Source organism: Candidatus Curtissbacteria bacterium, assembly GCA_024654445.1.
Lineage (GTDB): Bacteria > Patescibacteriota > Microgenomatia > Curtissbacterales > GWA2-41-24 > JANLHP01.
In genome coordinates this window covers 1-22,756 of sequence record JANLHP010000033.1, presented here as the reverse complement: position 1 = coordinate 22,756, position 22,756 = coordinate 1, and the positions used below count along the sequence as shown (strand labels likewise).

Below are 22,756 nucleotides of genomic sequence, written 5' to 3'. Positions count from 1 at the left end.
AGCGAAGCAAAGGTAGCTGCTCCTGCCGCGGTTACGGACCAGTCGTCACCTCCGGTTATCGCGACTGTGGTTGCCGCGTTGCTGTTGCCGATTGTGATTACGTCTGCCGATGTTCCCTCTGTTGCTATCCTTATGGTGCTGGTTCCGTCTGCTGTTACGCCTCCAATATCAATTGTGCCTGTTACGGCTCCGTCACCAAGATTTAATGTGGTTGCCGCGCTACCCAGGGAGAGAGTAGTGACTGTTGAGTCGAAGACTGTCGCGGTTGTAGTTGTTGATGTAATGTCCGCGCTGGTTGCACCGTTTACTGTTAGGGCACCGGTTACTGCGATTGTGCCGTCAAGGTCGTTGTCTATCGTTTCACCATTTGCGAAAGTGATCTGGCCACCTACACCTGAAAGAGTAAGGCCTGTGGTACCACCTACTGTTAGGTTACCGACACCCGTTATGTTGTTGGAATCATCGATTATGACACCGCTGTTCTTGATTAGTTTACCCGTCGTGCTGTCAAAGCGGGCTATCGCGTTGTCTGTCGCGGAGGCAGGGCCAACAACGTCACCGGAAGCGGCGCCATCAAGAGCTTCCCAGGTGTTTGTCGCGGTACAGGCTTTGACTGTCGCGTCTGTTCCGTTGAAGTAGATGTCTCCCGCGGTACAAGTTCCAGGATCATTGGTTGAGCCTTTGTCCGAAAGGCGGATTGTGCCGTATGCTCCCTGGTCGATTATGGAGAAGAGAGTATTGGTCGCGTCTTTAAAAGCGAGAGTACCCGCATTGGAAAGGTTAACAACAGCTGCAGAATCTGAAAGATTAATATTCCCACCCAGAGTTAATCCTCCAGAGAAGGTTGACGCTGTTCCTGTTGTCGCGCCTCTTCCTGTAACTGTCGCGAGTGTATCTGCTTCCGCGCTATCCTTGTCTGTTGAGGTGATTGTGATTATTGACCCCGATGTGGAAATTGAAGTTGAACCTGAACCTGAGATGGTAAGAGGGCCTGATATTGTGTTGACGCTATTGACGACGGTTCCGGAAAGAGCGACAACCGGATTTTGACCTGCTGTTACTGTTATTCCGGTTCCGCCGGTTACAGAATAGACGATATTGGGGGCAGTTATCGGATCAAGAAATGTTGTTTCTCCTTTAACCTCTGTTATTGCGTCTATGTACAGTCTATTTGCAGGATCTGATGCTGCAAGGACAGAAGAGAGGGAGTCTAAAGTATTTGTGTGTGCAACGCTTGCTGTTTTTGCTGCTTGTTTGCTGTTTTGGTAAACGTTAATTGCGTTTCTAATATGGGTTATATTTATGCTTCCAAGGCCAGTTGCCAGAGCGACCAAAACTGTCAGGGAGGCGGCAGTAAATATTTTGTAGTTGCTGCCTCCTTTCCCAGACCCCGCGCTGCTCGTGTTTTGGGTCTTGGCCATTTCTGGTTTAAGGTCAAGCTGAGGCAAGGGGATGCTTGGGCCAAAACGAACATGTTCTGTTTTGAGTACTTTTTGGTAGTTATTGATACGGTTTAGATCGGTTTCAGTGAGGTTAGAAGAATGCGCCGGTCGTACTTGTGTTAGTTTCTGAATTTCTTTTTTGTGTTCCTGGAGTCTTCCTTCTATGCTTTGTTTATGTTTTTCGAGTTCTTCTTCTATTTCTTTCTGACTCATCCCCATTTGGGTAAGAAGACCGAGGTTTGCTTGGGGTAGAGTCAGGGTCTCACCCTGATCAGGGTGAGACCCTGAAGCCTGCGCTTGTCTTTCGGCAGCCTTTTCTTCTCTCTCGTCAATCTTTTGAAGTTTTTGTGCTATTTCAGGGTAAGAAAGACCTTCTGTGTTCAGTTTATGTATCTGAAGGAGCTTTTTAACTGTCCAATAGGGGAGGTGACCGACTGGGTTTGGCGGGAGGGGATCATCACTAGTGTCGCTGCTTCTTGCTGTTCTTCTAACTGCGTGGGGCAGTAAACCAAGCTTGATGAAATAGCGGACGCGTTCTTGTGGGTTTCCTGGGCCGAAATCAACGCCCCAAACTGATGCAAGCCTGATTATTTTTTCTGTGGGTAAAAGGGTGTCAGGATTTAAATCTTGGGTCTGCGAATTTACCTGTGGAGGCAGGGAAGAATCAGTTTTTTTATTAACTTTGAATTTATTTTGTACTTGGCTAGGCATTTTGTATCTTGTGCCTAGCTGCCCTAAATCGATTCCCTTTTGGGAGATTTTCACGCTATCTCCCGTTACAGAACACCTCTTACTTCTATTTAAATATAAATAATACGGTTGGTCAAGCCTGAACAGCCAAGGATTGAGTAACCTTTTTGGTCAATATTTGGCAAGATAGCCGATTTACTGCTACTTGTGTTGCTGTCCGGGATTGGTTTAGCAGAACGTTGAATTCTCGATGTCTGTGTAAAAAGTTAGAAACTATGAGGTGGTGACTTTGAGGTTTTTTGCCAGAAGGCAGGATTTTGGTTGAATCGTCATTTTTTGCAGAAAAAGGGGTTAGGAGGGCAATATTGTTGATTTCCCCCCTTCGTGTTAAAAGGGCATTCTTTGCGGAGTTTGTTGAAATTGCCCCATTTTTAGGAGATTTTGCGAGTTTATCAATTTTTCCGAAAAATTCGACCCAATTTTTTAGTGTTTTGGCAACCGTAAAAAACGCTTTTTGCGAAGTTTTTAAAAAGGTCAGGGCAGTTGAGTTTTGCATGGCAGTTATTTTAGTGTTCTCCCGCGCATTCCTGTGATGGGAAACGTGTATACTTCTATTAGAGACGATTTAAATACGCTTGTCAATACCTTAAGTGATCTACTTAGTGATAGTTAAGGTGTATAAAAAACTTTTTAGTATTCCAACCACATACACGCACAAATTGGCACTTTTACAACTTGAGTGCCAAACACTCACATTTGTCACTTTAGCCCATTTGACTAGTCTAAACGTTAGATGTTAGGGTCGGAGTTGAACAAGAGGCACATGATAGTGGTAAAATTATGGTCTGAACGCAAGGCTAGTTGATTACTAGCTCAGCTCGGTGTTGAATCTTTGGGCCTGTGGCGCAATGGTAGCGTACCTCCATGGCATGGAGGGGGTTGCGAGTTCGAATCTCGTCAGGTCCACCACACTTCGCTCTTCGAGCTATGCGTGGTAAACTCGGGGCGAGAAGTAAGGAGTGTGCCCCGCGAAACTTTAGTGAAGTGGGGACAAAAATGTATTACGTCTACGTTTTAAAATTAATCAACGGTCAATACTACACGGGTTTTACTAAGAATATAAAAAATAGGCCAAAACGCCATTTTCAGGGTGCAGTTAAGACTACAAGTAGAATTAAACCTATCGGACTTGTATTTTATGCGGCTTTTAAAACACAAAAGTTAGCCACAGATTTCGAAAAATATTTGAAAAGTTCGTCAGGCTTTGCTTTTCGAAACAAAAGGCTAATTGAAACGAGTCTTTAGCCTCAATTTATAAAATAAGGGCCTATGGTTCAATGGTAGAACAGGGCATTCGCATTGCCCAGATCCGAGTTCGATTCTCGGTAGGTCCACTATCGGGCACAAGTTACGCGTGTAAAGGAAGAAAGCTTTAAATATCAGACTGCATCAATAAACCCTCTTTGGCAGCAAGAATAGAGGGCCTGCTAGGCTAAGTATTCTCGAAGAAAAGTTGCTCCAACTACCTAAATGCCGATTCTTTCCGATTTCCGAGCTTATTTGTGCGTAATTTTTTCCAAAGTTGGGAAAAACGTGAGAAAATAGTACTATGGGTTTTTACTTAGCACAAAGAGTTAATAAATCAAAAAAGTGCGTAAGGATCAAGGTGCCACCTTGATTAACCTTGATTAAGACAACTTCAGCGGCTGAAGCAAGAGTTTTCACACACAATTTATACAGATTTATACCTATTGATGTATTTAGTTAGTAAAAAGGTTGAATAATACGTCTAATTTGTGTGAACCTGCGATTAACTTCTGAGTCTAAATTAGCAATTGTTCAGGCTTGACTGACATAGAAATTAAAGTTTATTTTAGCCTGTTACTGCAGCTTTTTCTTTTATTTTGTGCCTAAAGTTGACCACTAGTGTTCATTTATACTTGTTAAGCCGAATGTTATCAAAAAGCTCAGGTATAGTTTTATTTTCACGCTCTATTTACACAAGCTAAACCGCCAGAATATACATTTTTTACTTTACGTGTGCTATATCTTATTACTAGTTAATCACATTAAAGAGTATTAAAAGCGTTCAATCTTCGCTAGATTTTAGTGGAATCTGGTTTTATGCTAAACTTTAGCAATTATGGACAAATACGAACCAGCCAGGGTTGAGAAGAAGTGGCGGGAACAGTGGGCGAAGGATCGTCTTTACAAGGTTAATCTAAACGATTCGAAGCCTAAATATTATCTCTTGGTTGAACTTCCATATCCTTCTGGAGACCTGCACATGGGTCATTGGTTTGCTTTTTCTGTGCCTGATATTTTGGCGAGAATGAAAAGAATGCAAGACTACAATGTATTTGAACCTGTAGGGTTTGACGCGTTTGGCTTGCCTGCTGAAAATGCGGCGATAAGATGGAAGATCCACCCTCGAGAATGGACATTTGGCAATATAGAGAAGATGAAGGCGCAATTTTCGACTATGGGGCTCATAAACGACTGGGATTATGAAGTAATTACGTGCTCGCCGGAATATTATAAGTGGAATCAGTGGATTTTCCTTAAATTGTATGAAAAAGGCCTCGCTTATCGAGGCAAAATCCTTTCAAATTGGTGTCCAGTTGACCAAACTGTGCTTGCAAACGAGAACGTAGAGAATGGAAAGTGCTGGAGGTGTGGCGCGGAGGTTGTGCAGAAGGAAGTAGAGCAATGGTTTTTTAAGATTACAGATTACGCGGAACGGCTGCTTTGGGAAGATCCTCCACAGGCTGACTGGCCACGATCTTTAATCGAATCTCAAAATAATTGGATTGGGAAGAGTAAGGGATTGGAAATTGAGTTCAAAGTGAAAGATGGCGAGGCTAGCGTGCGGGTCTTTACGAAGTTTCCGGAGACTATTTTTGGCGTAACTTATATGGTTCTCGCGCCTGAACACCCGTTATTGAGTAAATTAACTACTACAAAATATGAAGAACGAGTAAATAAATATATCAAACAAGCTCAAAGGAAATCAGAATTGGAGAGGACTTCACTGGAAAAAAAGAAAACTGGAGTGTTCACAGGTTCGTATGTGATTAACCCTGTAAACGGGAAAGAGGTTCCAGTGTGGGTAAGTGACTACGTAATCGGTACATATGGTACTGGCGCGGTCATGGGTGTTCCAGGCTCGGATATTCGTGATTTTCACTTCGCCGAAGAATATGACATTGAGGTTATTAGGGTAATCGGAAGTAAAGTGGGTGAGCAGTCACAAGTTTTGACTGAAAAGGATGTTCTTGAGGAAGGTTACATTGTCAATTCAGGGCAATTTGACGATTTGGCATCGCCGGAAATCGCAAACGAGAAAATAAGCGAATTTTTGGTGAAAAATGGGTGGGCGGAGGTTAAAGTCAATTATCACGTTCATGATTGGTCGGTTTCGAGGCAGAGATATTGGGGAACGCCCATACCGATTATTTATTGTGACAATTGTGGAATTGTGCCCGTAAGCGAAAAGGATTTACCAGTTGAGCTTCCTGACATTTCTGATTACCAACCACACGGCAAGCCGCCGCTTGCAACTGCTGAGGATTGGGTAAAAGTGAAGTGCCCGAGTTGTGGCGAGGAAGCGAAGCGAGAAGTGGAGACGATGGATACTTTTGTTGATTCAGCCTGGTACTTTTTGAGGTATTTAGATCCTAAAAATGACAAGGAAATATTCGACAAAGGTGTAGTTTCAAATTTCACGCCTGTAGATATTTACTTTGGGGGTGCTGAACATTCGGTGGGCCACACGCTTTATTCGAGGTTTTTCGTTAAGTTTTTCAAGGATTTAGGCTTGGTGGGCTACGAAGAGTACGCGCAGAAGCGTGTGCACCATGGAGTAATTCTAGGCCCAGATGGCTCCAGAATGAGTAAATCGAAGGGAAATGTTGTTAATCCTGACGAGCAGGTAGAAAAATACGGCGCCGATGCTGTTCGAATGTACCTCGCGTTTATGGGTCCTTACGATCTGGTCGCGCCTTGGAATCCTTCTGGAATAAAAGGTGTCTACCACTTTTTGGAAAGGGTTTGGAGACTAGGAGATTCGGTTGGAGAAGCTGAAATGAGTGATGAGGACAAACGAATGATGAATAGGGCCATTAAAAAGGTAACAGAAGACGTTGAAGATATTAAGTTTAATACCGCGGTTTCTACATTAATGGAGTGGTTGAACCACTTAATGAAGAAAGACTCTATAAATAAAAGTGAATTCGAAACGTTCTTGAGATTGCTAGCGCCTTTTGCGCCACACATCACCGAAGAGATTTGGCAAAATCTCTTCGGAAACTCGAAATCCAAAACTCGAAATCCGAAATTTAGTTCCATCCATAACGAAAAGTGGCCAGAATTTGACGAATCACAAATTGGCGCAAAAACGGTTACTTTAATTGTGCAAATAAATGGCAGAGTGCGCGATAAAGTGCAAGTTGAAGCTGGAATTAATCAGAAAGAGGCTGAAAAGTTAGCGCTCTCGCTTGCCGATGTGCAAAAAAATCTGGGCAAGAAAGCACCCCGAAAAGTGATATACGTTCAAGACCGCCTAGTCAACTTCGTAGTTTAAAATCCCTGAGAAAGTTTAAGGTGCCACCTTATTGAAGGTGGCACCTTTTTTCTTGGCTTTTTTCTTGGTCCGCGCTTGATGGAAAAGAGCGGATAGGGATTTAATCTTCTGATACCTGTGGTACTTTTGATACTCGTGATACTCTTATTCCATTTTGTTATAGTGGTTCTATATGAGAAGAGCCTTACGCTTTTTTATATTTGCCTCTGTTTTGGCCGTGTTATTTGTCTTTCCTGTTGTTGTTTCGGCACAGCTTTCGGTTGGCGGAACGGTCACGAATATGGAAATCGCGGATGGTGACGCTACGGCTGGAGATATACTCTCTGTTGGCCCAGATGGCATAAGAAGGGCAGCGACTGCTTATGACGAGAATATGGTTGGTGTAGAAGTCAACGTCCCTGTTATATCGGTTGGAGAAAGGACAGCGAACACGACGCCAGTGCTTTCTTCTGGGAGAGCGTTAGTGAGAGTAAATACAAGCGGTGGAAATATTGAAGAAGGAGACTTCGTGACTTCTTCCACAACTGCGGGCGTAGGTCAAAAAGCGACTGTTTCTGGGTATGTTTTGGGCAAAGCGCTTGCTTCTTATAGTGACGGGAGTCAGGTGGGGCAAATTGAGGTTATGGTTAACATTACCGATCACAGTCCAGGCACAAACGCCAGCGGAATCTTTGGGTCACTTCTTTCTTCTCTTAGGATTGGCTTGCAAGATACTCAGAATTTCCCGCTTGTGCTGCGAGCCATCGCTGCTGCTCTTATAGGTATAGTGACATTTATTATTGCTTCTGTTTCTTTCTTGAGGTTTATGAGGGGTGGGCTTGAGGCGATTGGCAGAAATCCGCTGGCTCGAAGAACGATTATTGGCGGAATGATTTTTAATGGTGTGATTGTCGCGCTTTTGACAATCGCGGGCTTTGGTATTTCCATCGCGATTATTGCTTTAGGTTAAGACTCCTTTTGTATTTGACCCCGAATATATTTTGTGTGAATATAAGATTAATTTTCAATTCTCAATTCTTAATTTTTAATGAATGTCTTAATTCTAAAATTTCAAAATTAAAACATTGAAAAATTGATTAAAAATTAGAAATTTTAAATTTAAAATTATTTTAAACTGTCCATGGACACTCTTACTTTGTTATACATATTTTTAGCTACGCTAGCGGTACTTAATCTCTTAGGTATTTTTGTCGGATTTTTTCTTTATTTTAGGGTTTCTAAGATGCTTGGAATCACCAAGGGCAGTATTCGGGCAGAGGAGGGTATTAAAGAGGGTATAAATGAGTACGTTGAGAAGCTCGCGACACAGTGGCTATCGCAACTCTTGTCTGGCTATAAGGATAGTCTGGAGAGAGAAGCAAGTGAGCACACACGCGAATTCAAGCAGGCAATATCAGCCCAGATTAAATCACTTTCAACGCATACTCTTGAGCAGGAAGATTTGATAACGAGAGAAATTAGAGGAATCTTAGAGAAATCTCTGTCTGGTGCTCAAGGGGAAATAGATGAGTACAAGAAAGCTCAGATGGAAAAGATTGACGAACAGGTTGCGCAAATTGTCGAAGATGTATCAAAAGAGGTTTTAAATCGGGCGATCAGGATTGAGGAGCACGAAGATTTGGTGTGGGATGCTCTCGAGAGGGCAAAAGGTGAAGGAATTTTCGCGGCCGTGGGTAAAAGCGTTGATAAGGGTGAGGTGAATAATGAATGATACCGTAAAGCTCGATTCCATGAACACGAAGCAAGAGGTTGAGGATTTTATGCGAGTATTGTCCGATCAGGGCACTTCTAGGTCAAAAACTAGTGAGAGGTTGAGCGAACTCAAAAAATACTTGGCAGGCAGGACAATTGTCTCACTGACACTTGGTTTTGAGCCAGACGAAAAATTCATGTCAGAAGTAAAGAAATGGTTAGACCGCGAAATGGGCGAAAATATCCTGATAGACCTTTCAGTCAATAGAAAAATAATTGGTGGTGTTCAAATTATCGCAAATGATCACTTCCGCGATTTTTCACTTTCTTCGAGACTCACAACGGAAGTTCTGGGTCGAAACGTAACTAACTAAAATTGTATTTTCAAAACCAAAAGTTTCATGACATCTTTTGAGAGTTATTTAAAAAGTGTTGGAGAGGTAGGCAGGGTGGTTTCTGCTAATAACGTTTTGGTTATGTGTGAGGGACTGCCGGGAGCTAAGGTGTGGGAGAAAATTGTTTTCGAGACTGGGCAAATTGGGATTGTTAACGCGATACTTTCTACACAAACGCGGGTTCTTCTTCTCGATAGTCAGAGTGTCAGTATTGGTTCTTCTGCTGTGCGAACAAAAGAAACTTTCAAGGTTAAGGTTTCCAAAAATAGCTTGGGCAGGGTTGTCGATGTTTTTGGGGAACCAATAGACGGTCGCGGGAAGTTGGCAAGCACTGAGGAACGATATCCTGATTCGACTGTTCCACCTATCATCGATAGAGTAAGGATTAACCAGAATTTGGAGACGGGTGTTACCTTAGTTGATCTTTTGTTACCTTTAGGTAAGGGTCAACGTCAGTTGATTATTGGTGATCAAAAAGTGGGTAAGACGACATTCTTGCTTCAGGTAATTGCCAGACAAACGGCTCTGGGAACAGTTTGCGTTTACGCCTCTATAGGTAAAAAGAAGAGCGATCTTGCCTCCGTGGTCGACAGACTTTCCAAACTCGGCGCCTTTTCTAAATCAGTTGTTGTGGCAGCGCCAGCTTCTCTTCCCACTAGTCTTATTTATCTTGCTCCTTTCACCGCGTTTTCTATAGCAGAGTACTTTAGGGATATGGGTTTTGACGTGCTTTTGGTACTCGATGAAATCTCAAGACACGCAAAATACTTCAGAGAGCTTTCTATTCTTTCTAAAAAAATGCCTGGTCGTGACGGTTATCCCGGGGATATTTTTTATTTGCATTCACATCTTATGGAGAGGGCGGGAAGGTTTATGCTTTCTTCAAAAAGCGCGGATAGCGAGACTCTTACTTTAAAGATTAAGGGTAAAACGGCTTCGATTACATGTCTGCCTGTTGTAGAGACTGTAGGGAGTGATTTTACAGGTTATATCTCAACGAACTTGATTTCAATGACAGATGGTCATTTGTTTTTCGACGTCGACACATTTCAAACGGGTTTGAGACCAGCAATAAACGTTGGACTTTCTGTAACCAGGGTGGGAAGGCAAACGCTGAAGACGATTGAGCGGGAGATTTCTTTTAAGGTCAGGGACATTCTATTTGATTACGGTAAAGCTCAAGACGTTGCCAAATTTGGTGTTGAACTTCTTGAATCGACTCAGAAGTCGTTGAGTGAGGGCGAAAAGCTGATGGCAATTCTTGAGCAACGAGGAGATGTTGTTGTTCCGCGGGTTCTGCAACTGCTTTTCGTGCAAATGTTATTTTCCAGCTTTTGGGATGGTTTTGGTCCTTCTGATATCAGAGCTCACAAAGATGTTATTTACAAAGCCTACGTCAAGGGGGAAGTTAATAAACTGACGCGAGAACTTGAAACTAGTATTGACTTAGGTTCAATTCGAAGATTTGAAAAGGTTGTATTTGATAACAAAGGCGCGCTGGAGGCATTATGCGGTATAAAAAGGACTTAAAAACAGATTTAAGCCGGCTCTATTCGCTGCGTTTAATAACGGGTACGTATGAAGACCTGGCACTTTCTAAAATGAAGCAGATCAGGCGCGACGTACTTAGCACGCGCGACTTTTTAGATGGTGTAGCGCGGATTTATTTTGAAGCAAAAGCTGCTTACTTTGAACATTTGGCACTCGTTGGTGATAAAAAGAGACGGGAGGCAGAGCTTGCGCTCGTTAAGCGTAACGGAAAAACTGTTGTCGTTTTAATTTCTGGCAATCAAGGCTTACTGGGTAATGTTGTTTTTCAATCCTACAAAGTTTATCGAGATGTAGCTTCACGAATGCATTGTGACAAAGTTATTTTGGGAGATATTGGCAGGTATCTCGCGGAATCGGAAAAGCCCATTTTTGACTTCAACTTTTTTGCTATGGATGATTATCGCCTGAGCGATCAGTCCCTGGGACCAGTTGTCCGCTATATTTCTTCGTACGAAAGGATTTTGGTTGTTTATCCCAGCTTTGTTTCAGTTTTAAGGCAAGTTCCCCAGATAGATGATATTTCTGGAAGTTCTAAAGTAGATCAAGTAGCGCCGCGCACAAAAAAGTTTCTTTTTGAACCTTCAGCTTACGATGTTCTTAAATTTTTTGAGGGTCAAATAATAGGAACTTTTTTCAAGGAAAAGATGCTCGATTCAATGCTGGCCAGGTTTTCTGCTCGGACCACACTTATGGATGAAGCCGGACAGAAGATAGATATATTATTAAAAAATAGCAGAAGGCAAGAGATTAAAAACAAAAGAAAGCAAGAAAACAATAAAATGCTTTCAATGTTCGCGGGTATGAGCTTATGGGAAAAGTAACGGAACATGGGGAAGGTCTCATCCTTCTTTAAGGTGAGACCTTAAATACTTAGGGAAATACTTTTAGATTTAAGGAATTTTTTAAATTCCTTGCGGTCCTCGACTAAAAGTCTGCGGGCCTAAAGGTAGGACACCTCTTCGAGTCTGAGCGATGAGGGCTTGTCCCTCAGAGTCGAAGACTTTCGAGGACTCCCTTCGAAGGCGGGCAAGCAAGGATGTCACCTTAAATAAGAGCTTGTATTTCTCGCAATGACTCGAAATATAAAGGACAAAATGAAAAAATCAGAAGTTAAAGAAAATTCTAGTGATGTTTGGGGTAGTGTAGTCTCCGTGAACGGGCAGGTTTGTGAGGTAGAGTTTTTCGATGAGAAGCCTAAGGAACATCACATTCTGGTTTTGGAAGACGACCCTAACACTTTAATGGAAGTAGTGGGTGTTTCTTCGAGCGGAAATATCGTTTGTTTTGTGATGAGCGACGTATACAGCTTATATCGAGGCGCAAGAGTTTTTGATAGTGGTAAAACGATCGAGGTGCCTGTCGGCCGCGAAACTTTGGGCAGGATTATTAATGTCTTTGGTGACCCGGTTGATAAAAAGGGCGAAATCAAGACAAAAATAAAGGCGCCTATCTATAGTTTGTCTCCGCAATATTCACAAATTACGAATAAAAAGGTAGTTTTTGAAACTGGCATTAAAGCGGTTGATTTTTTCGCGCCAGTCGCGAGGGGAGGCAAAATTGGTTTTATAGGTGGAGCAGGGATTGGCAAAACCGTGCTACTGACCGAGCTTATTCACAATATCGCAATATATCATAAGGGTATATCTGTTTTTTCGGGTATAGGCGAGCGTAGTCGCGAGGGAAAGGAACTTTACGACCTTTTGGAGTTTAACAAAGTTCTTCAAAACGTAGCGCTTGTTTTCGGGCAGATGAACGAAAACGCCTTCGTTCGCTTCAGAGTCGGATTTTCGGCTGTGACTATCGCGGAATATTTCCGTGATGTTATGAAGCAAGACGTGCTTTTTTTCGTCGATAATGTTTACAGATTCGTTCAGGCTGGAAACGAGCTGGCGACGCAAATGAACCAGATTCCTTCGGAAGATGGTTATCAGGCTACTTTGGACAGCGAAATGGCTGCTTTTCAGGAAAGGATAGCTTCGACTAAGGACGCGTCGATTACTTCGGTTGAAGCGATCTACGTTCCTTCCGACGACATTACCGATCAGGGAGTGCAAAGCGCCTTTCCATACCTTGATTCTGTTGTTATTTTGTCGCGTGAGATCGCGGAAGAAGGAAGATATCCTGCAATTGACCTTAGTAACTCGTCTTCAGCAATACTTGAGCCAACGTTAGTTGGAAAATTCCACTACGATACGGCTTTGGAAGCGCAAAGAATTCTTAAACTCCAGCAAGAGCTGGAAAGGATTGTTTCTATTGTTGGGGACAGCGAGTTATCAGCCGAAAACAGACTGGTTTACCATAGGGCTAAAAAATTAATAAACTATATGACTCAGAACTTTTTCGTTATTCAAGAGTTTACGGGTAAACATGGAACGTACGTTGATCGTGAACAGACTGTCGAAGAAGTCTACAGGATTATTACAGGCAAACTTGATCACTATGAAGATGAGGCGTTTTTAGGAGTGGGTAGTCTTGCCGACTTAGATAAGTAAATAAATTTACTTGCGATCCTTGATCTACTATGTAGATCTGCGGGTCTAAAATAAGCAGAGCTTGCGGTCCTCGCAAGCTGCGGGCCTAAGATGACAAATGTACAAGAACTGAAAGTCAAAATTGTTTCCGCTTCCGGGCCACTTTACGACGGTAAGGCGACGGCTGTTTCTGGCTTTAACAAGGTTGGCCCTTTTGACATTTTGCCGATGCATGAAAATTTTATTTCACTCATTTCGGATAAAGTTATTGTTCATGACGGAGACGATTTGGAATTTAAATTCGAGCGAGGGCTTTTAGAGGTAACGGGGAACGTAGTTAGCGTTTTTGTAGGTATTTAGGTATATTAAAAACATGTCAGAAGGAAAAGAACCACCTTCAGTTTCACAAGAAGTATTGAGCGCGAAGCATCCGGCTCGCGGGGATGCTTTAAGTCCGCAAAGACGCGCAAGCAGACTGCGGCGAACGCTCCAAGCGTTGGGTGTTGTAACAGCCTTGAGCGCATTTGGCTTTGGACTTCACCAAGTTTCAAAGGATCCGGGTGTCGCTAGGCCAATCGCAGAGGGCTCGAGAAATATCGGCGAAAAGGTTGGAGCGATTTCTTTAACTGATGCCCAAAAGGACTTGAAGAAGGAGCTGGAAAACCCACCGGAAGAAAGGATTGTCAGGGATTTAATTTGTGAAGTCGACGACGCCAAACTTAGGAATGTTCCTTCGACCGAATCTTCTGTTAATTCGGAAAGAGGCAAATTGCAAAAAGGTGACAAGGTTGATCTGGCACTAAAAGTTGAGGGTCCGGATCCTGAGGGTCATAAAGAGAAAAGCACTTGGTATGGATTTGTTAAGGACGGGACTCCTTATTTTTCCCACTCCTCAAACTTCAGCGTAGAAACGCATTAACCTTGCTCGGAAGCAATTAGGGGACGAGGTAATGTGCCTAAATTTATTTCCAATTGCTCGCTTAAAACATCAATGTCTCTGAGCGGTACTCGATTCTTCTTAATAGTTTCAGGTGTGTGCTTGTGACTAAAAAGATCATTAATCTTTCCGGCCAGTTGATCGGTGAGAGACTGGATTTTTAAGAGATTAGGATTGTCTTTTAAATTTTTTTGGATAAAATTAAGCCTTTCGCTTTCTATTCTTTTTTTAACTTCGTCTGAGACTTCTGCTCCGGGATCAGTAGAAATAACGTCCATCAAGGAAAACGTAATGAGGTCTTCGGCATCTGAACTGAAGTTGAGCCACATTTTTGCTTCATCCATAGCACTTTTGGCACCTATGTTTACTGCTTTATATTGTTCGTCTGGGTTTATGGCTTCTTCTTGCTGATCTGTTGCCTCTGACATTTGCTTGAATTATACATTTTGCTTACATATAATCCAATTCACACACATGAGAGACAACGAGTGGCTTCAAGAACAACTGGACTTTCTTCTTAAGAATTATTTTTCAGATGTAAAAATTACTAACCCGATTGAAATCAGATTTGGCAGGGAGGCGAAGTATCGATTTGGTTCGATTAAACTTTTTAAACCACGAGGTATGCGAAGAATACTTGGAAAGCCTAAAGAGCCGGCGAAAAGTGTTGTCACAGTTACTTCGATGTTTGCCAGAGAAGACATGCCCGTTGATATAGTAAGATATACTATAGCGCACGAACTTTGTCATTACGCGCACGGATTTTCCAGCTTTAACAAAAGAATGTTTAAACACCCCCATCACGGTGGAGTGGTCAATCGTGAACTTGCCCAGAGAGGGGCAGAGGATTTAACGGTCGCTTTTAAAAAGTGGCTGAAAGAATACAGGCACGCAATTCTTCAAAGTCGAGTAAAAATTTAATTTTCCTAGACTACTTGCAACAGGGTATATAATTTCTCAATCTGCTCGGCCATGGCTGTTGCAGAAATTTACGAACAATATAAAAACAAGTCTACTCTCGTTTTTTCTTTAGTCTTTCTCTTCGGAGTCATTCTGCTCACAATTGGTTTGTTTGCATTCCTTCGAGGTCAATCTTCTTCCACCGATATTAAAATTGTCTCTGCTGATGCTGAGGTTGTAAGCGAAAAAATCGTTGTGCACGTAGACGGTGCGGTTAACAATCCGGGTGTTTATGAGCTGCCGACAAATTCCAGAACTAAGGATGCAGTATTGGCTGCTGGCGGACTGAGTGAGGACGCCGATATGGCTAAAGTTAATTTGGCATCGAAGGTCACAGATGGGCAGAAGATATTAGTTGCAAGAGCGGGAGAGTCAGAGAGTCAAAGTGTGAGAGGTACAAGCACATTGAGTAGTTTGATCAGCATTAATGATGCGACAGAGGGACAACTGGACGGGCTTCCGGGTATTGGTCCGGTGACCGCCCAAAAAATTATCGCCTCGCGCCCCTACAGCACTTTAGAAGACTTAAAAACCAAAAAAGCAGTAAGCAGTAGTGTCTTCGAAAAAATCAAAGATCAGCCCACAAATAGCAATTATTCAACTTGGACAGAATAACTATGGTCATCCACACAAAGAAGTGATGGACTTGTTGTCTTTGCATAAAGTTAATGTGTTAAGAAATGATCAAGAAGAGACGATCAAGCTCGAAGTACAAAAGGACGGAAGCATCAAGAGAATCTGATGTATACTTTATTCATGACTCGGGATCAAATTAAAAAGGACCTTGCTGAAGCTGTTAAAAAGCTAGGAGCTGAAGTAGGGGATGTTGAAGTAACAAGGAATGACAACCCAGATTTTGGGGATTTTTCTACAAATTTGGCATTGAAAATTAGCCACGGCCTTTCGCAATCGCCGATGGAGACTGCGAAGATTTTAACCGATAGTTTGAAGAATCAAAGCTACGTTCTTAAACTAGAAGTTAAAGAGCCGGGATTTATAAATTTCTTCTTAAAACCAGAGGTTTGGCAAAAACAGGTAGCAGACGTATTAGAACAAAACCAAGCATACGGATCAAACAAGTCGGGTGAAGGTAAAAAGGCGCGTGTGGAGTTTATTTCTGCCAACCCGACTGGGCCTCTCCACTTTGGAAATGCGAGAGGAGGGCCGATAGGGGATGTTCTTGCTTTGATCTTGGAGTTTAACGGCTATGAAGTGTTGCGAGAATACTACCACAATGATGTGGGTGGACAAATTGAGAAGCTGGGAGAGTCGATTCTCAATATTCAAAAAGGTAAGAAACTAGAGGACCAGGAATATAAAGGCAAGTACATAGAAGAACTTGCGGAAAAAGTCGGAGACGTCAAAAGTAGCCAAGAAGCGGGCAAAAAGGCGGTGGAGCTGATTTTTGATGAGATTAAAGAGGATACTCGCGCAATGGGAATTGACTTCGATGAATATTATACCGAGAGTGATCTTTTGAAGAACGGAGCTACACAAGAAGTATTGGAGAAGGTCAAAAGGTTCTTAAAGGAAAAGGATGGTGCAATCTGGTTTGCGCCTAGTGATGAGTTTTTGAAGGACAGGGAAACGGTTGTTAAAAAATCGGACGGTTCATACACTTACTTTGCAAACGATATTGCTTATCACAACATAAAATTTGAAGGCGGAGCGGATTTAGTCGCCGATGTGATGGGAAGTAACCACCACGGGCACGTTCCTAGGCTGAAGGCTGCAATATCTGCGCTGGGCTACGATGTTTCTAGGTTCCACGTAATCTTGTATCAATGGGTTAGGTTTAAGCGCGGAGGAAAACTAGTTAAGATGTCCAAAAGGTCGGGTACTTTTGTGACTGCAAGAGAAGTTTTGGATGAAATCGGGCCTGACGCTTTGAGATTTTTTATCCTCATGCACGACGCGAATTCTCCGATTGATTTTGATTTAGATTTAGCTTCTAAAAAATCTAGGGAAAATCCAGTTTATTACGTTCAATACGCGCACGCCAGAATCGCGTCGATTATAGATAAAGCAACCCGATTAGATTCTGGACAAGCCAGAATGACAGGGGGGGGAGTAGACTATGAGCTATTGACTACAAACTACGAACTGAATTTGATTAGGCAGATAGCGAAGCTGCCGAAGCTTGTGGATGAGATTTCGAGAAGCTTCGCGGTCCACAGATTAACCGCGTATGCGATGGAACTTGCCGACAGCTTTCATAAATTCTACGAGAATTGTCCGGTTATTAGTAAAGATAGTGATCTACAAAACGCACGTATTGATCTAGTTAAGTCTGCTAAAATTGCCCTAGGGAATACCCTGGGACTTCTCGGAGTTTCTGCCCCCGAAAAAATGTAATGAAAAAAGTACTGCTTTTTGTACTCGTTGTTATATCCATTGTTTTGGGGTACACGCTGGCTGGGCCACTGCCATACGATGCGAAAGACAATATTAGTGGGCTCGTCCGTGAGCAGAAGACCCCAATTTTAAGAGTAGCGCTAGTTACAGATTCTGGTGGAGAAAACGATTTGCTTGGGAGAGCTCTGGCGCAAGCACAGGGTATTGGTATTAATTCTGTTATTGGACTTGGAGACTGGACACAAGTTGGGACGCTCGATGATTTGTCTGCGGTTAAGCAAGTATTTGATAATTCAAAGTTGGAGTATTTTGTTCTTTCAGGAGACCACGATGATTGGGATAGTAGGAATAGAGGTGAAGAAGCGACATCAAATTTTGAGCAAGTCTTCGGGGAGCCAACGCAAGTTTTGGACAAAAATGGGGTTAGGATTGTTCTACTGGATAATAGTGATATATATAAAGGTATTAGTGAAAGTGACTGGAAGGTTTTGTCGGACGCGCTTTCTGGTGACGAGAAGTTGAAGCTGGTATTTGTGCACAAAACGCCATTTCACCCGAGCAGTGCGCATATCATGGGCGCGGACAGTGCGGTCGTTGCTTCGCAAGCCCAAAACTTGACAGGACTCTTAGAGGAAAGAAAGGTGAGCGGATTGTTTACGGGGGATTTGCACTTCTTTGCAAAGTTTAAATCTCCAGACGGTTCTGTTAGAATCACCACCATCGGGGCTGTTGCGAGTGAACGCAACTTTCAAGGGCCTCGTTTTAGTATCCTGACGGTCTATAGCGACTACAGTTGGGATGTTGAAGATGTAGAGATCAGATAACTAATTTTTAATTTAAAATTTCTAATTTCTAATGAATGTTTCAAATATTAATTAGTTAAACATTAAAGAATTGATTAAAAATTAAGAATTAGAAATTAGAAACTAATGAGTAACAATCATTTTGAAAAAATTACGCTAAAAAACGGGCTGCGAGTTGTTCTTGCGCCTTTGCCTGCTTTTAGGTCGGTAACCGCGATTATTCTTGCCGGGGCAGGAAGCAGATATGAGACTAAACAAACTAACGGAATTTCCCACTTTTTAGAGCACATGTTTTTTAAGGGGACGAACAAGCGGCCAACTGCTGCAGACATTTCGCACGCGCTCGATGAAATTGGTGCCGACTACAACGCGTTTACGGGCAAGGAAATTACCGCTTATCACATAAAGAGTGCTTCTCAACACTTGCCCCTGCTTTTAGACATGCTTTCTGACATGCTCTGGAACTCGAAGTTTGATCCTGAAGAAATCGAAAAGGAAAGAGGGGTAATTATTGAAGAGCTCAACATGTACGAGGACACCCCGATGAGGAAAGTCGCTGAAGTCTACGAAGAAGTAATGTGGGGAGATCAGCCCCTAGGTTGGGAAATAGGGGGCCAAAAAGAAGTTATTCGCAAGATGAAGAAGAAAAACTTTCTGGATTACATAGAAGCTAGGTACGTTCCAAACAACATGGTTATCGCGATCGCGGGCGACTTCAATACTAAAGAGACAAAAGAACTTCTGGAAAAGCACTTCGGGCATCACAAGCCGCACCCGGTTGAAACTTTCTTGCCGGTTTCGGAAAATCAAAAAAAACCGAAGCTTAAGGTTGCTTATAAAAAGACCGATCAAGCGCACTTTGTGGTTGGTTTTCGTGGTCTAAAAATGGGACATCCGGATAGATATAACGCGGGTGTTTTAGGCTCGATTCTTGGAGGAGGAATGTCTTCGAGGTTGTTTGTAAATGTTAGGGAAAAACGAGGCCTTGCTTACTACGTGCGAGCTGACCACGAGAGTTATCTTGACACAGGAACGTTGGCAGCTTCAGCTGGTGTGGACCTAAAGAGGATTAAAGACGCGATATCGGTCATACTTTCCGAATTCAATCAGATTGCAAACGTCAAGGTTTCTGATAAAGAGTTGAAAAAAGCTAAAGAGTATATGAAGGGTAGGGCGGTACTTTCATTTGAAGACTCAAGAACCGTTGCTGTTTCTTACGGCTCAGATGAACTTTTGGAAGGCAGAATCAGGACGATGGACGAGTATCTAAAGAATATTGACGCGGTTGCGGCGGAAGACGTGCAGAGAGTGGCGCAATTTATGGTCAGCAACTCGAACCTTAATTTGGCTGTGATTGGTCCTTATAAGGACCCAGTAGGCTTTGAGAAGATACTTAAAGTTTAGAGTATCGAGAGTAGTCAGAGTACCACGGGTACCAAGAGTTTTAGAGAAGGCTCGTGATACTTGTGATCCTCTTGTTGCTCATGATACTCTTTTAACATGCAAAAAACTGTTGTACTTTTGAAACCGGACGCATTGCAGAGAGGCTTAATTGGCGAAATTATTCAAAGATTTGAGAAAAAGGGTCTTAAGATAGTCGCTCTTAAGATGATTTCTGCGTCTGAAGCCTTAATAGAAGAGCACTATTCACACCACAAAGATAAACCGTTTTTCGCGGACTTGAAGAGTTTTATGATGTCTTCGCCTTTAGTTGGAATGATTCTCGAAGGCGTTGACGCGGTTTCCGTCGTTAGGAAAATGGCCGGAGCAACAAATGGTAGGGACGCGGACATTGGAACGATCAGAGCTGATTTTTCGATGAGTACGAGCGCGAATATTGTCCATGTTTCTGACAGTGAAGAATCGGCAAAAGAGGAAGAAGCAAGGTTTTTTAAGGATGGGGAAGTTTTTGATTGGGATAGGACCATTGCTCCGTATATTTACGCTTCAGACGAAAAGTAAATCTAATTGTAAGATCGTTGTGGTTTAAGGTGGCATCTTTGCCTGCCCGCCTTTGGAGGGAGTCATCGAAAGTCTTCGACTCTGAGGGAAAAGCTCTCAAGCTCAGACTCGAAGAGGTGCCCTACCTTAAACCTAAAAAGTTCAAGGAGGAGACCGTGATTAAAAAATTCGAATATCGAATATCGAAACTCGAAACAATATCAAAATTCAAATTTTGGAATGCTCTAAAACATTTTAGAATTTTAAAAATTTTGGTCATTTGAATTCGTTTTGGATTTCGTGCTTCGGATTTCGGGTTTATTTTAGATTCAAGGATCTCACCTTGAACGTTTTTCGCTGGCTCTTGTAAGCAAAGCTTGCGGTCCTCGTTCTGCATTTGCAGAACCGCGGGCCTTAAACTTTAAGAGTATCGTAGAATGACAGATGGAGACTCTTAATGGTTGACTCACCAAGTCCTATCAAGTTTTTTAAAATGCGCAAGTTAACTTTTGCCATTGCCTTAATTCTTCTGGCATTTTTATTTTTTTCTTCTTTCCATTTGGCTGCGATTATTTCTTGGATTGATCCACTCAACGCGCAGATTTTATTTGTTTTCAATTTTTACGCGGATTCTTTGAAACATGGATCTTTTTTTGAGGCCACAAGCGTGTTTCGAAGCAGTGACATTGTTTCGTCGGTTGCAAAATTGGCTCAAATTTTGGGAGCAGTTTGCGCCTTTTTCGTCGTTTTGTTGATTCTTTCTTCCGCATTCTCGCAAGTCAAGCGGGCGGGGGATGTGCCCAAAGTTGTGTTCGGCCTTATTTTTCCCTTCATGCGTTTTTTCAGAAGGAGCGAGGAAGAGGCAAGGCCATGGGGACTAGTTTACGATTCGGTTACCAAGCTTCCGATAGACCCTGCGCTGGTCACGATCGCTACTTACGAAAGTGGGGTGGGAGAGTTCAAACAAACGAGAATTACCGACATAGACGGAAGATTCGGTTTTTTAGTAACGCCTGGAAGATACGTAATCGTGTCAGAAAAAACGCACTACCTTTTTCCTTCAAAAAAGGTAAAGGGACTCTTTGACGGTAAATTTGAAAATGTCTACCATGGCGAAGTATTCGAAGTTGAAGACCCTTATATCACCAATTTGAATATTCCTATGGATCCGGTTTCTTACGATTGGAATCAAGAGAACAAGCCTGGAGCGAAAAAGGGACTAGCAGGTGTCCTAAAGCAGAGGGTGAGAGTGATAATTTTAATAATCGGAATTTTTTGCGCGCTCGGTGTCTACATTCTTTTCCCTACAGGCCAGAACTTGTTGTTGTTGATTATTTTTGGCGCGAGCCTTCTTTTCTGGGAGAGTTATTTTCCAAATAAGCTTTGGGGGACTATTTTTGATAAGGCGAGCGGCAAGCCTATTGGCAATGTAAACATTAACGCGATAAGGATGCCACAGAATATTAGCCTGGGACATACAACGAGCGACCATTTGGGGAGGTACTTTTTGCTTATGTCAGCAGGTAACTACACTGTTCAGGTTGAAACCTCAGGCAAGACGCCGAAGATTCTAGCAAAATTTGAAAATGTTAAGGTCACAAAAAGAAGAGCGGTTGTTAACTTTGATATTGGTGTGTGAAATTAATAGCAAGAATTTTTAATTTACAATTTTCAATTTTTAGTCAATAAATTAATTTTAAATTTTTAAATTAAGACATTAGGATTTGCTTAGAAATTACAAATTAGAAATTAAGAATTAATGAACCCTTTTGTCTTGACTCTGAACTTAGTTCTTTTACATACTGGAGTATGATTCACAGAAAGATTTCTCATCATTTCTTACCACATTACTTCGTTGAGCCGGGAGTTGTTGAGCGTGACGGCGGTTTGACCAGCCATGACCAAATTCATCACAGGGCACATGGTGTTTCTCTGGGCGCGCTTTTTGTATATTTGCAAATTCTGCTTTTTTTTACGGTAGGCCTTTTTATTGTGCAAATTAAGGCGCCTCAGATACTGGGTACGGCAAATTTTAGCGCCGACGAGATAATCGCTCTGACGAACCTGCGGCGACAGGAAAATGGTGTAGGCGCCCTGACATACAATCCGCTACTTGCTAGTGCCGCGGCTCAGAAGGCGGTTGATATGCACGCTAACGATTACTGGGCTCACAATTCACCGACTGGGGTAACTCCATGGTTTTTTATTAGCGGTGCGGGGTATAAATACGTCTTTGCGGGGGAAAACTTGGCTCGGGATTTTTCGAGCGCCAGCTCGACAGTCGAAGCGTGGATGAACTCACCTTCTCATAGAAATAATATACTCGACCGAAACTTCAAGGAAATCGGAGTCGCGGTAACAAACGGCAAGCTCGGAGACAAGGAAGGATCTTTGGTTGTGCAAATGTTTGGGGCGAGTGTATCGCAGGTTGCACCCACAGCGCCTGTTGCCCAGGAGAGGGCTACGCCTGTCCCTGCTGCTTCCAAGACTCTGCCGAGCGTGTCTCCTTCGCCACTACCTTCGCCTGTTGCGGTTGCCAATGTTCGTGATTCCGCGCTGGCTGTCGGGAACAGTCAGGCAACGGTTCTCGCGAGCCGTCAATTTTCAATTGCCAAAGGAGTCTCCTTGGGGTTAGTAGGTTTTATATTCGCGCTATTGGTTCTTGAGGTTGTTGTCACGCTTCAAAGAGCGCATGTGAGCTTAAGAAGCGGTATTTTAGCGCACCTAATGCTCTTAGGTTTTGTCTTGATTGTTGTTTGGTATGCTGTTGGTGGGGCGATACTGTAGGATACGAGGAGGAGGTCTCATCCTTGTTAAGGAGAGACCTTGATAATATTAACAATTAACAATATGCGATTATTAGACACAGTTTTACATTCAATTTTAATTTTGGCTTTTGCTGTTGGCGGCTATGCAGCTTTTCAATTTCGCTTCAGC

At 42.7% G+C, this 22,756-nt stretch carries 21 protein-coding genes and 2 tRNA genes; 20 read left to right on the top strand and 3 right to left on the bottom strand.

The features are described from left to right. Together NUV69_05890 and NUV69_05885 are read right to left on the bottom strand one after the other, a co-directional pair. A partial coding sequence (locus tag NUV69_05890; protein MCR4325182.1) for a hypothetical protein occupies positions 1-2,153 on the bottom strand: 2,153 nt, incomplete at its 3' end. A 112-nt stretch (positions 2,154-2,265) separates the two neighbouring features. Continuing rightward, positions 2,266-2,688 (bottom strand): hypothetical protein, encoded by a 423-nt coding sequence (locus NUV69_05885; GenBank protein MCR4325181.1) that lies wholly within the window; start codon positions 2,686-2,688, stop codon positions 2,266-2,268. A 338-nt stretch (positions 2,689-3,026) separates the two neighbouring features. On the opposite strand from NUV69_05885, the gene NUV69_05880 reads away from it, so the two are divergent. From NUV69_05880 to NUV69_05825, 12 genes are all read left to right on the top strand, one after another. Continuing rightward, positions 3,027-3,101 (top strand) — tRNA-Ala (locus NUV69_05880). 87 nt (positions 3,102-3,188) lie between these two features. Continuing rightward, entirely contained in the window at positions 3,189-3,437 is a 249-nt protein-coding gene (locus NUV69_05875; GenBank protein MCR4325180.1) for a GIY-YIG nuclease family protein, read from the top strand. Between the two features lie 18 nt (positions 3,438-3,455). Continuing rightward, positions 3,456-3,526, top strand: a tRNA-Ala gene (locus tag NUV69_05870). Positions 3,527-4,275: 749 nt separating this feature from the next. Then, a complete protein-coding gene (leuS, locus tag NUV69_05865) occupies positions 4,276-6,714 on the top strand; it encodes a leucine--tRNA ligase (protein MCR4325179.1) in 2,439 nt (812 codons plus the stop codon). A gap of 172 nt (positions 6,715-6,886) precedes the next feature. Next, on the top strand, positions 6,887-7,663 hold the full coding sequence (locus NUV69_05860) for a hypothetical protein (GenBank protein MCR4325178.1): 777 nt from the start codon (positions 6,887-6,889) through the stop codon (positions 7,661-7,663). Between the two features lie 171 nt (positions 7,664-7,834). Beyond that, positions 7,835-8,425, top strand: a complete 591-nt coding sequence (locus NUV69_05855) for a hypothetical protein (protein ID MCR4325177.1) — start codon at positions 7,835-7,837, stop codon at positions 8,423-8,425. Next, positions 8,418-8,780 (top strand): F0F1 ATP synthase subunit delta, encoded by a 363-nt coding sequence (locus NUV69_05850; protein MCR4325176.1) that lies wholly within the window; start codon positions 8,418-8,420, stop codon positions 8,778-8,780. Before NUV69_05855 ends, NUV69_05850 begins: the two co-directional genes overlap by 8 nt. A 27-nt stretch (positions 8,781-8,807) precedes the next feature. Continuing rightward, positions 8,808-10,331 carry a hypothetical protein gene (locus NUV69_05845; protein MCR4325175.1) on the top strand — a complete coding sequence of 508 codons (1,524 nt, stop codon included), beginning with the start codon at positions 8,808-8,810 and terminating at the stop codon, positions 10,329-10,331. Next, positions 10,310-11,173, top strand: a complete 864-nt coding sequence (locus NUV69_05840; protein MCR4325174.1) for a F0F1 ATP synthase subunit gamma — start codon at positions 10,310-10,312, stop codon at positions 11,171-11,173. The genes NUV69_05845 and NUV69_05840 overlap by 22 nt, the downstream gene beginning before the upstream one ends. A gap of 273 nt (positions 11,174-11,446) precedes the next feature. Continuing rightward, the gene (gene atpD / locus NUV69_05835; protein MCR4325173.1) at positions 11,447-12,844 is read left to right on the top strand and encodes a F0F1 ATP synthase subunit beta; all 1,398 of its coding nucleotides are present in this window, start codon (positions 11,447-11,449) and stop codon (positions 12,842-12,844) included. 90 nt (positions 12,845-12,934) lie between these two features. Next, on the top strand, positions 12,935-13,183 hold the full coding sequence (locus NUV69_05830) for a hypothetical protein (GenBank protein ID MCR4325172.1): 249 nt from the start codon (positions 12,935-12,937) through the stop codon (positions 13,181-13,183). A gap of 13 nt (positions 13,184-13,196) precedes the next feature. Beyond that, positions 13,197-13,742: a hypothetical protein gene (locus NUV69_05825; protein MCR4325171.1), complete on the top strand. Its 546-nt coding sequence runs from the start codon at positions 13,197-13,199 to the stop codon at positions 13,740-13,742. On the opposite strand, the gene NUV69_05820 is transcribed toward NUV69_05825, so the two are convergent. Then, positions 13,739-14,188: a hypothetical protein gene (locus tag NUV69_05820; GenBank protein MCR4325170.1), complete on the bottom strand. Its 450-nt coding sequence runs from the start codon at positions 14,186-14,188 to the stop codon at positions 13,739-13,741. The genes NUV69_05825 and NUV69_05820 overlap by 4 nt on opposite strands. 46 nt (positions 14,189-14,234) lie before the next feature. Between NUV69_05820 and NUV69_05815 the strand changes: the two genes are divergently transcribed. From NUV69_05815 to NUV69_05780, 8 genes are all read left to right on the top strand, one after another. Beyond that, entirely contained in the window at positions 14,235-14,681 is a 447-nt protein-coding gene (locus tag NUV69_05815) for a hypothetical protein (protein MCR4325169.1), read from the top strand. A gap of 51 nt (positions 14,682-14,732) precedes the next feature. After that, positions 14,733-15,335, top strand: a complete 603-nt coding sequence (locus NUV69_05810; GenBank protein MCR4325168.1) for a ComEA family DNA-binding protein — start codon at positions 14,733-14,735, stop codon at positions 15,333-15,335. 141 nt (positions 15,336-15,476) lie between these two features. Then, on the top strand, positions 15,477-17,075 hold the full coding sequence (argS, locus tag NUV69_05805) for an arginine--tRNA ligase (protein ID MCR4325167.1): 1,599 nt from the start codon (positions 15,477-15,479) through the stop codon (positions 17,073-17,075). Beyond that, a complete protein-coding gene (locus NUV69_05800) occupies positions 17,075-17,899 on the top strand; it encodes a hypothetical protein (protein MCR4325166.1) in 825 nt (274 codons plus the stop codon). The genes argS and NUV69_05800 overlap by 1 nt, the downstream gene beginning before the upstream one ends. A 105-nt stretch (positions 17,900-18,004) precedes the next feature. Further along, positions 18,005-19,282 carry an insulinase family protein gene (locus NUV69_05795; protein MCR4325165.1) on the top strand — a complete coding sequence of 426 codons (1,278 nt, stop codon included), beginning with the start codon at positions 18,005-18,007 and terminating at the stop codon, positions 19,280-19,282. A gap of 96 nt (positions 19,283-19,378) precedes the next feature. Continuing rightward, positions 19,379-19,840, top strand: coding sequence for a nucleoside-diphosphate kinase (gene ndk / locus NUV69_05790; protein MCR4325164.1), 462 nt, complete (start codon positions 19,379-19,381; stop codon positions 19,838-19,840). Between the two features lie 472 nt (positions 19,841-20,312). Further along, entirely contained in the window at positions 20,313-21,458 is a 1,146-nt protein-coding gene (locus NUV69_05785; GenBank protein MCR4325163.1) for a hypothetical protein, read from the top strand. Between the two features lie 170 nt (positions 21,459-21,628). Continuing rightward, positions 21,629-22,606 carry a CAP domain-containing protein gene (locus tag NUV69_05780; protein MCR4325162.1) on the top strand — a complete coding sequence of 326 codons (978 nt, stop codon included), beginning with the start codon at positions 21,629-21,631 and terminating at the stop codon, positions 22,604-22,606. Positions 22,607-22,756: the final 150 nt, after the last annotated feature.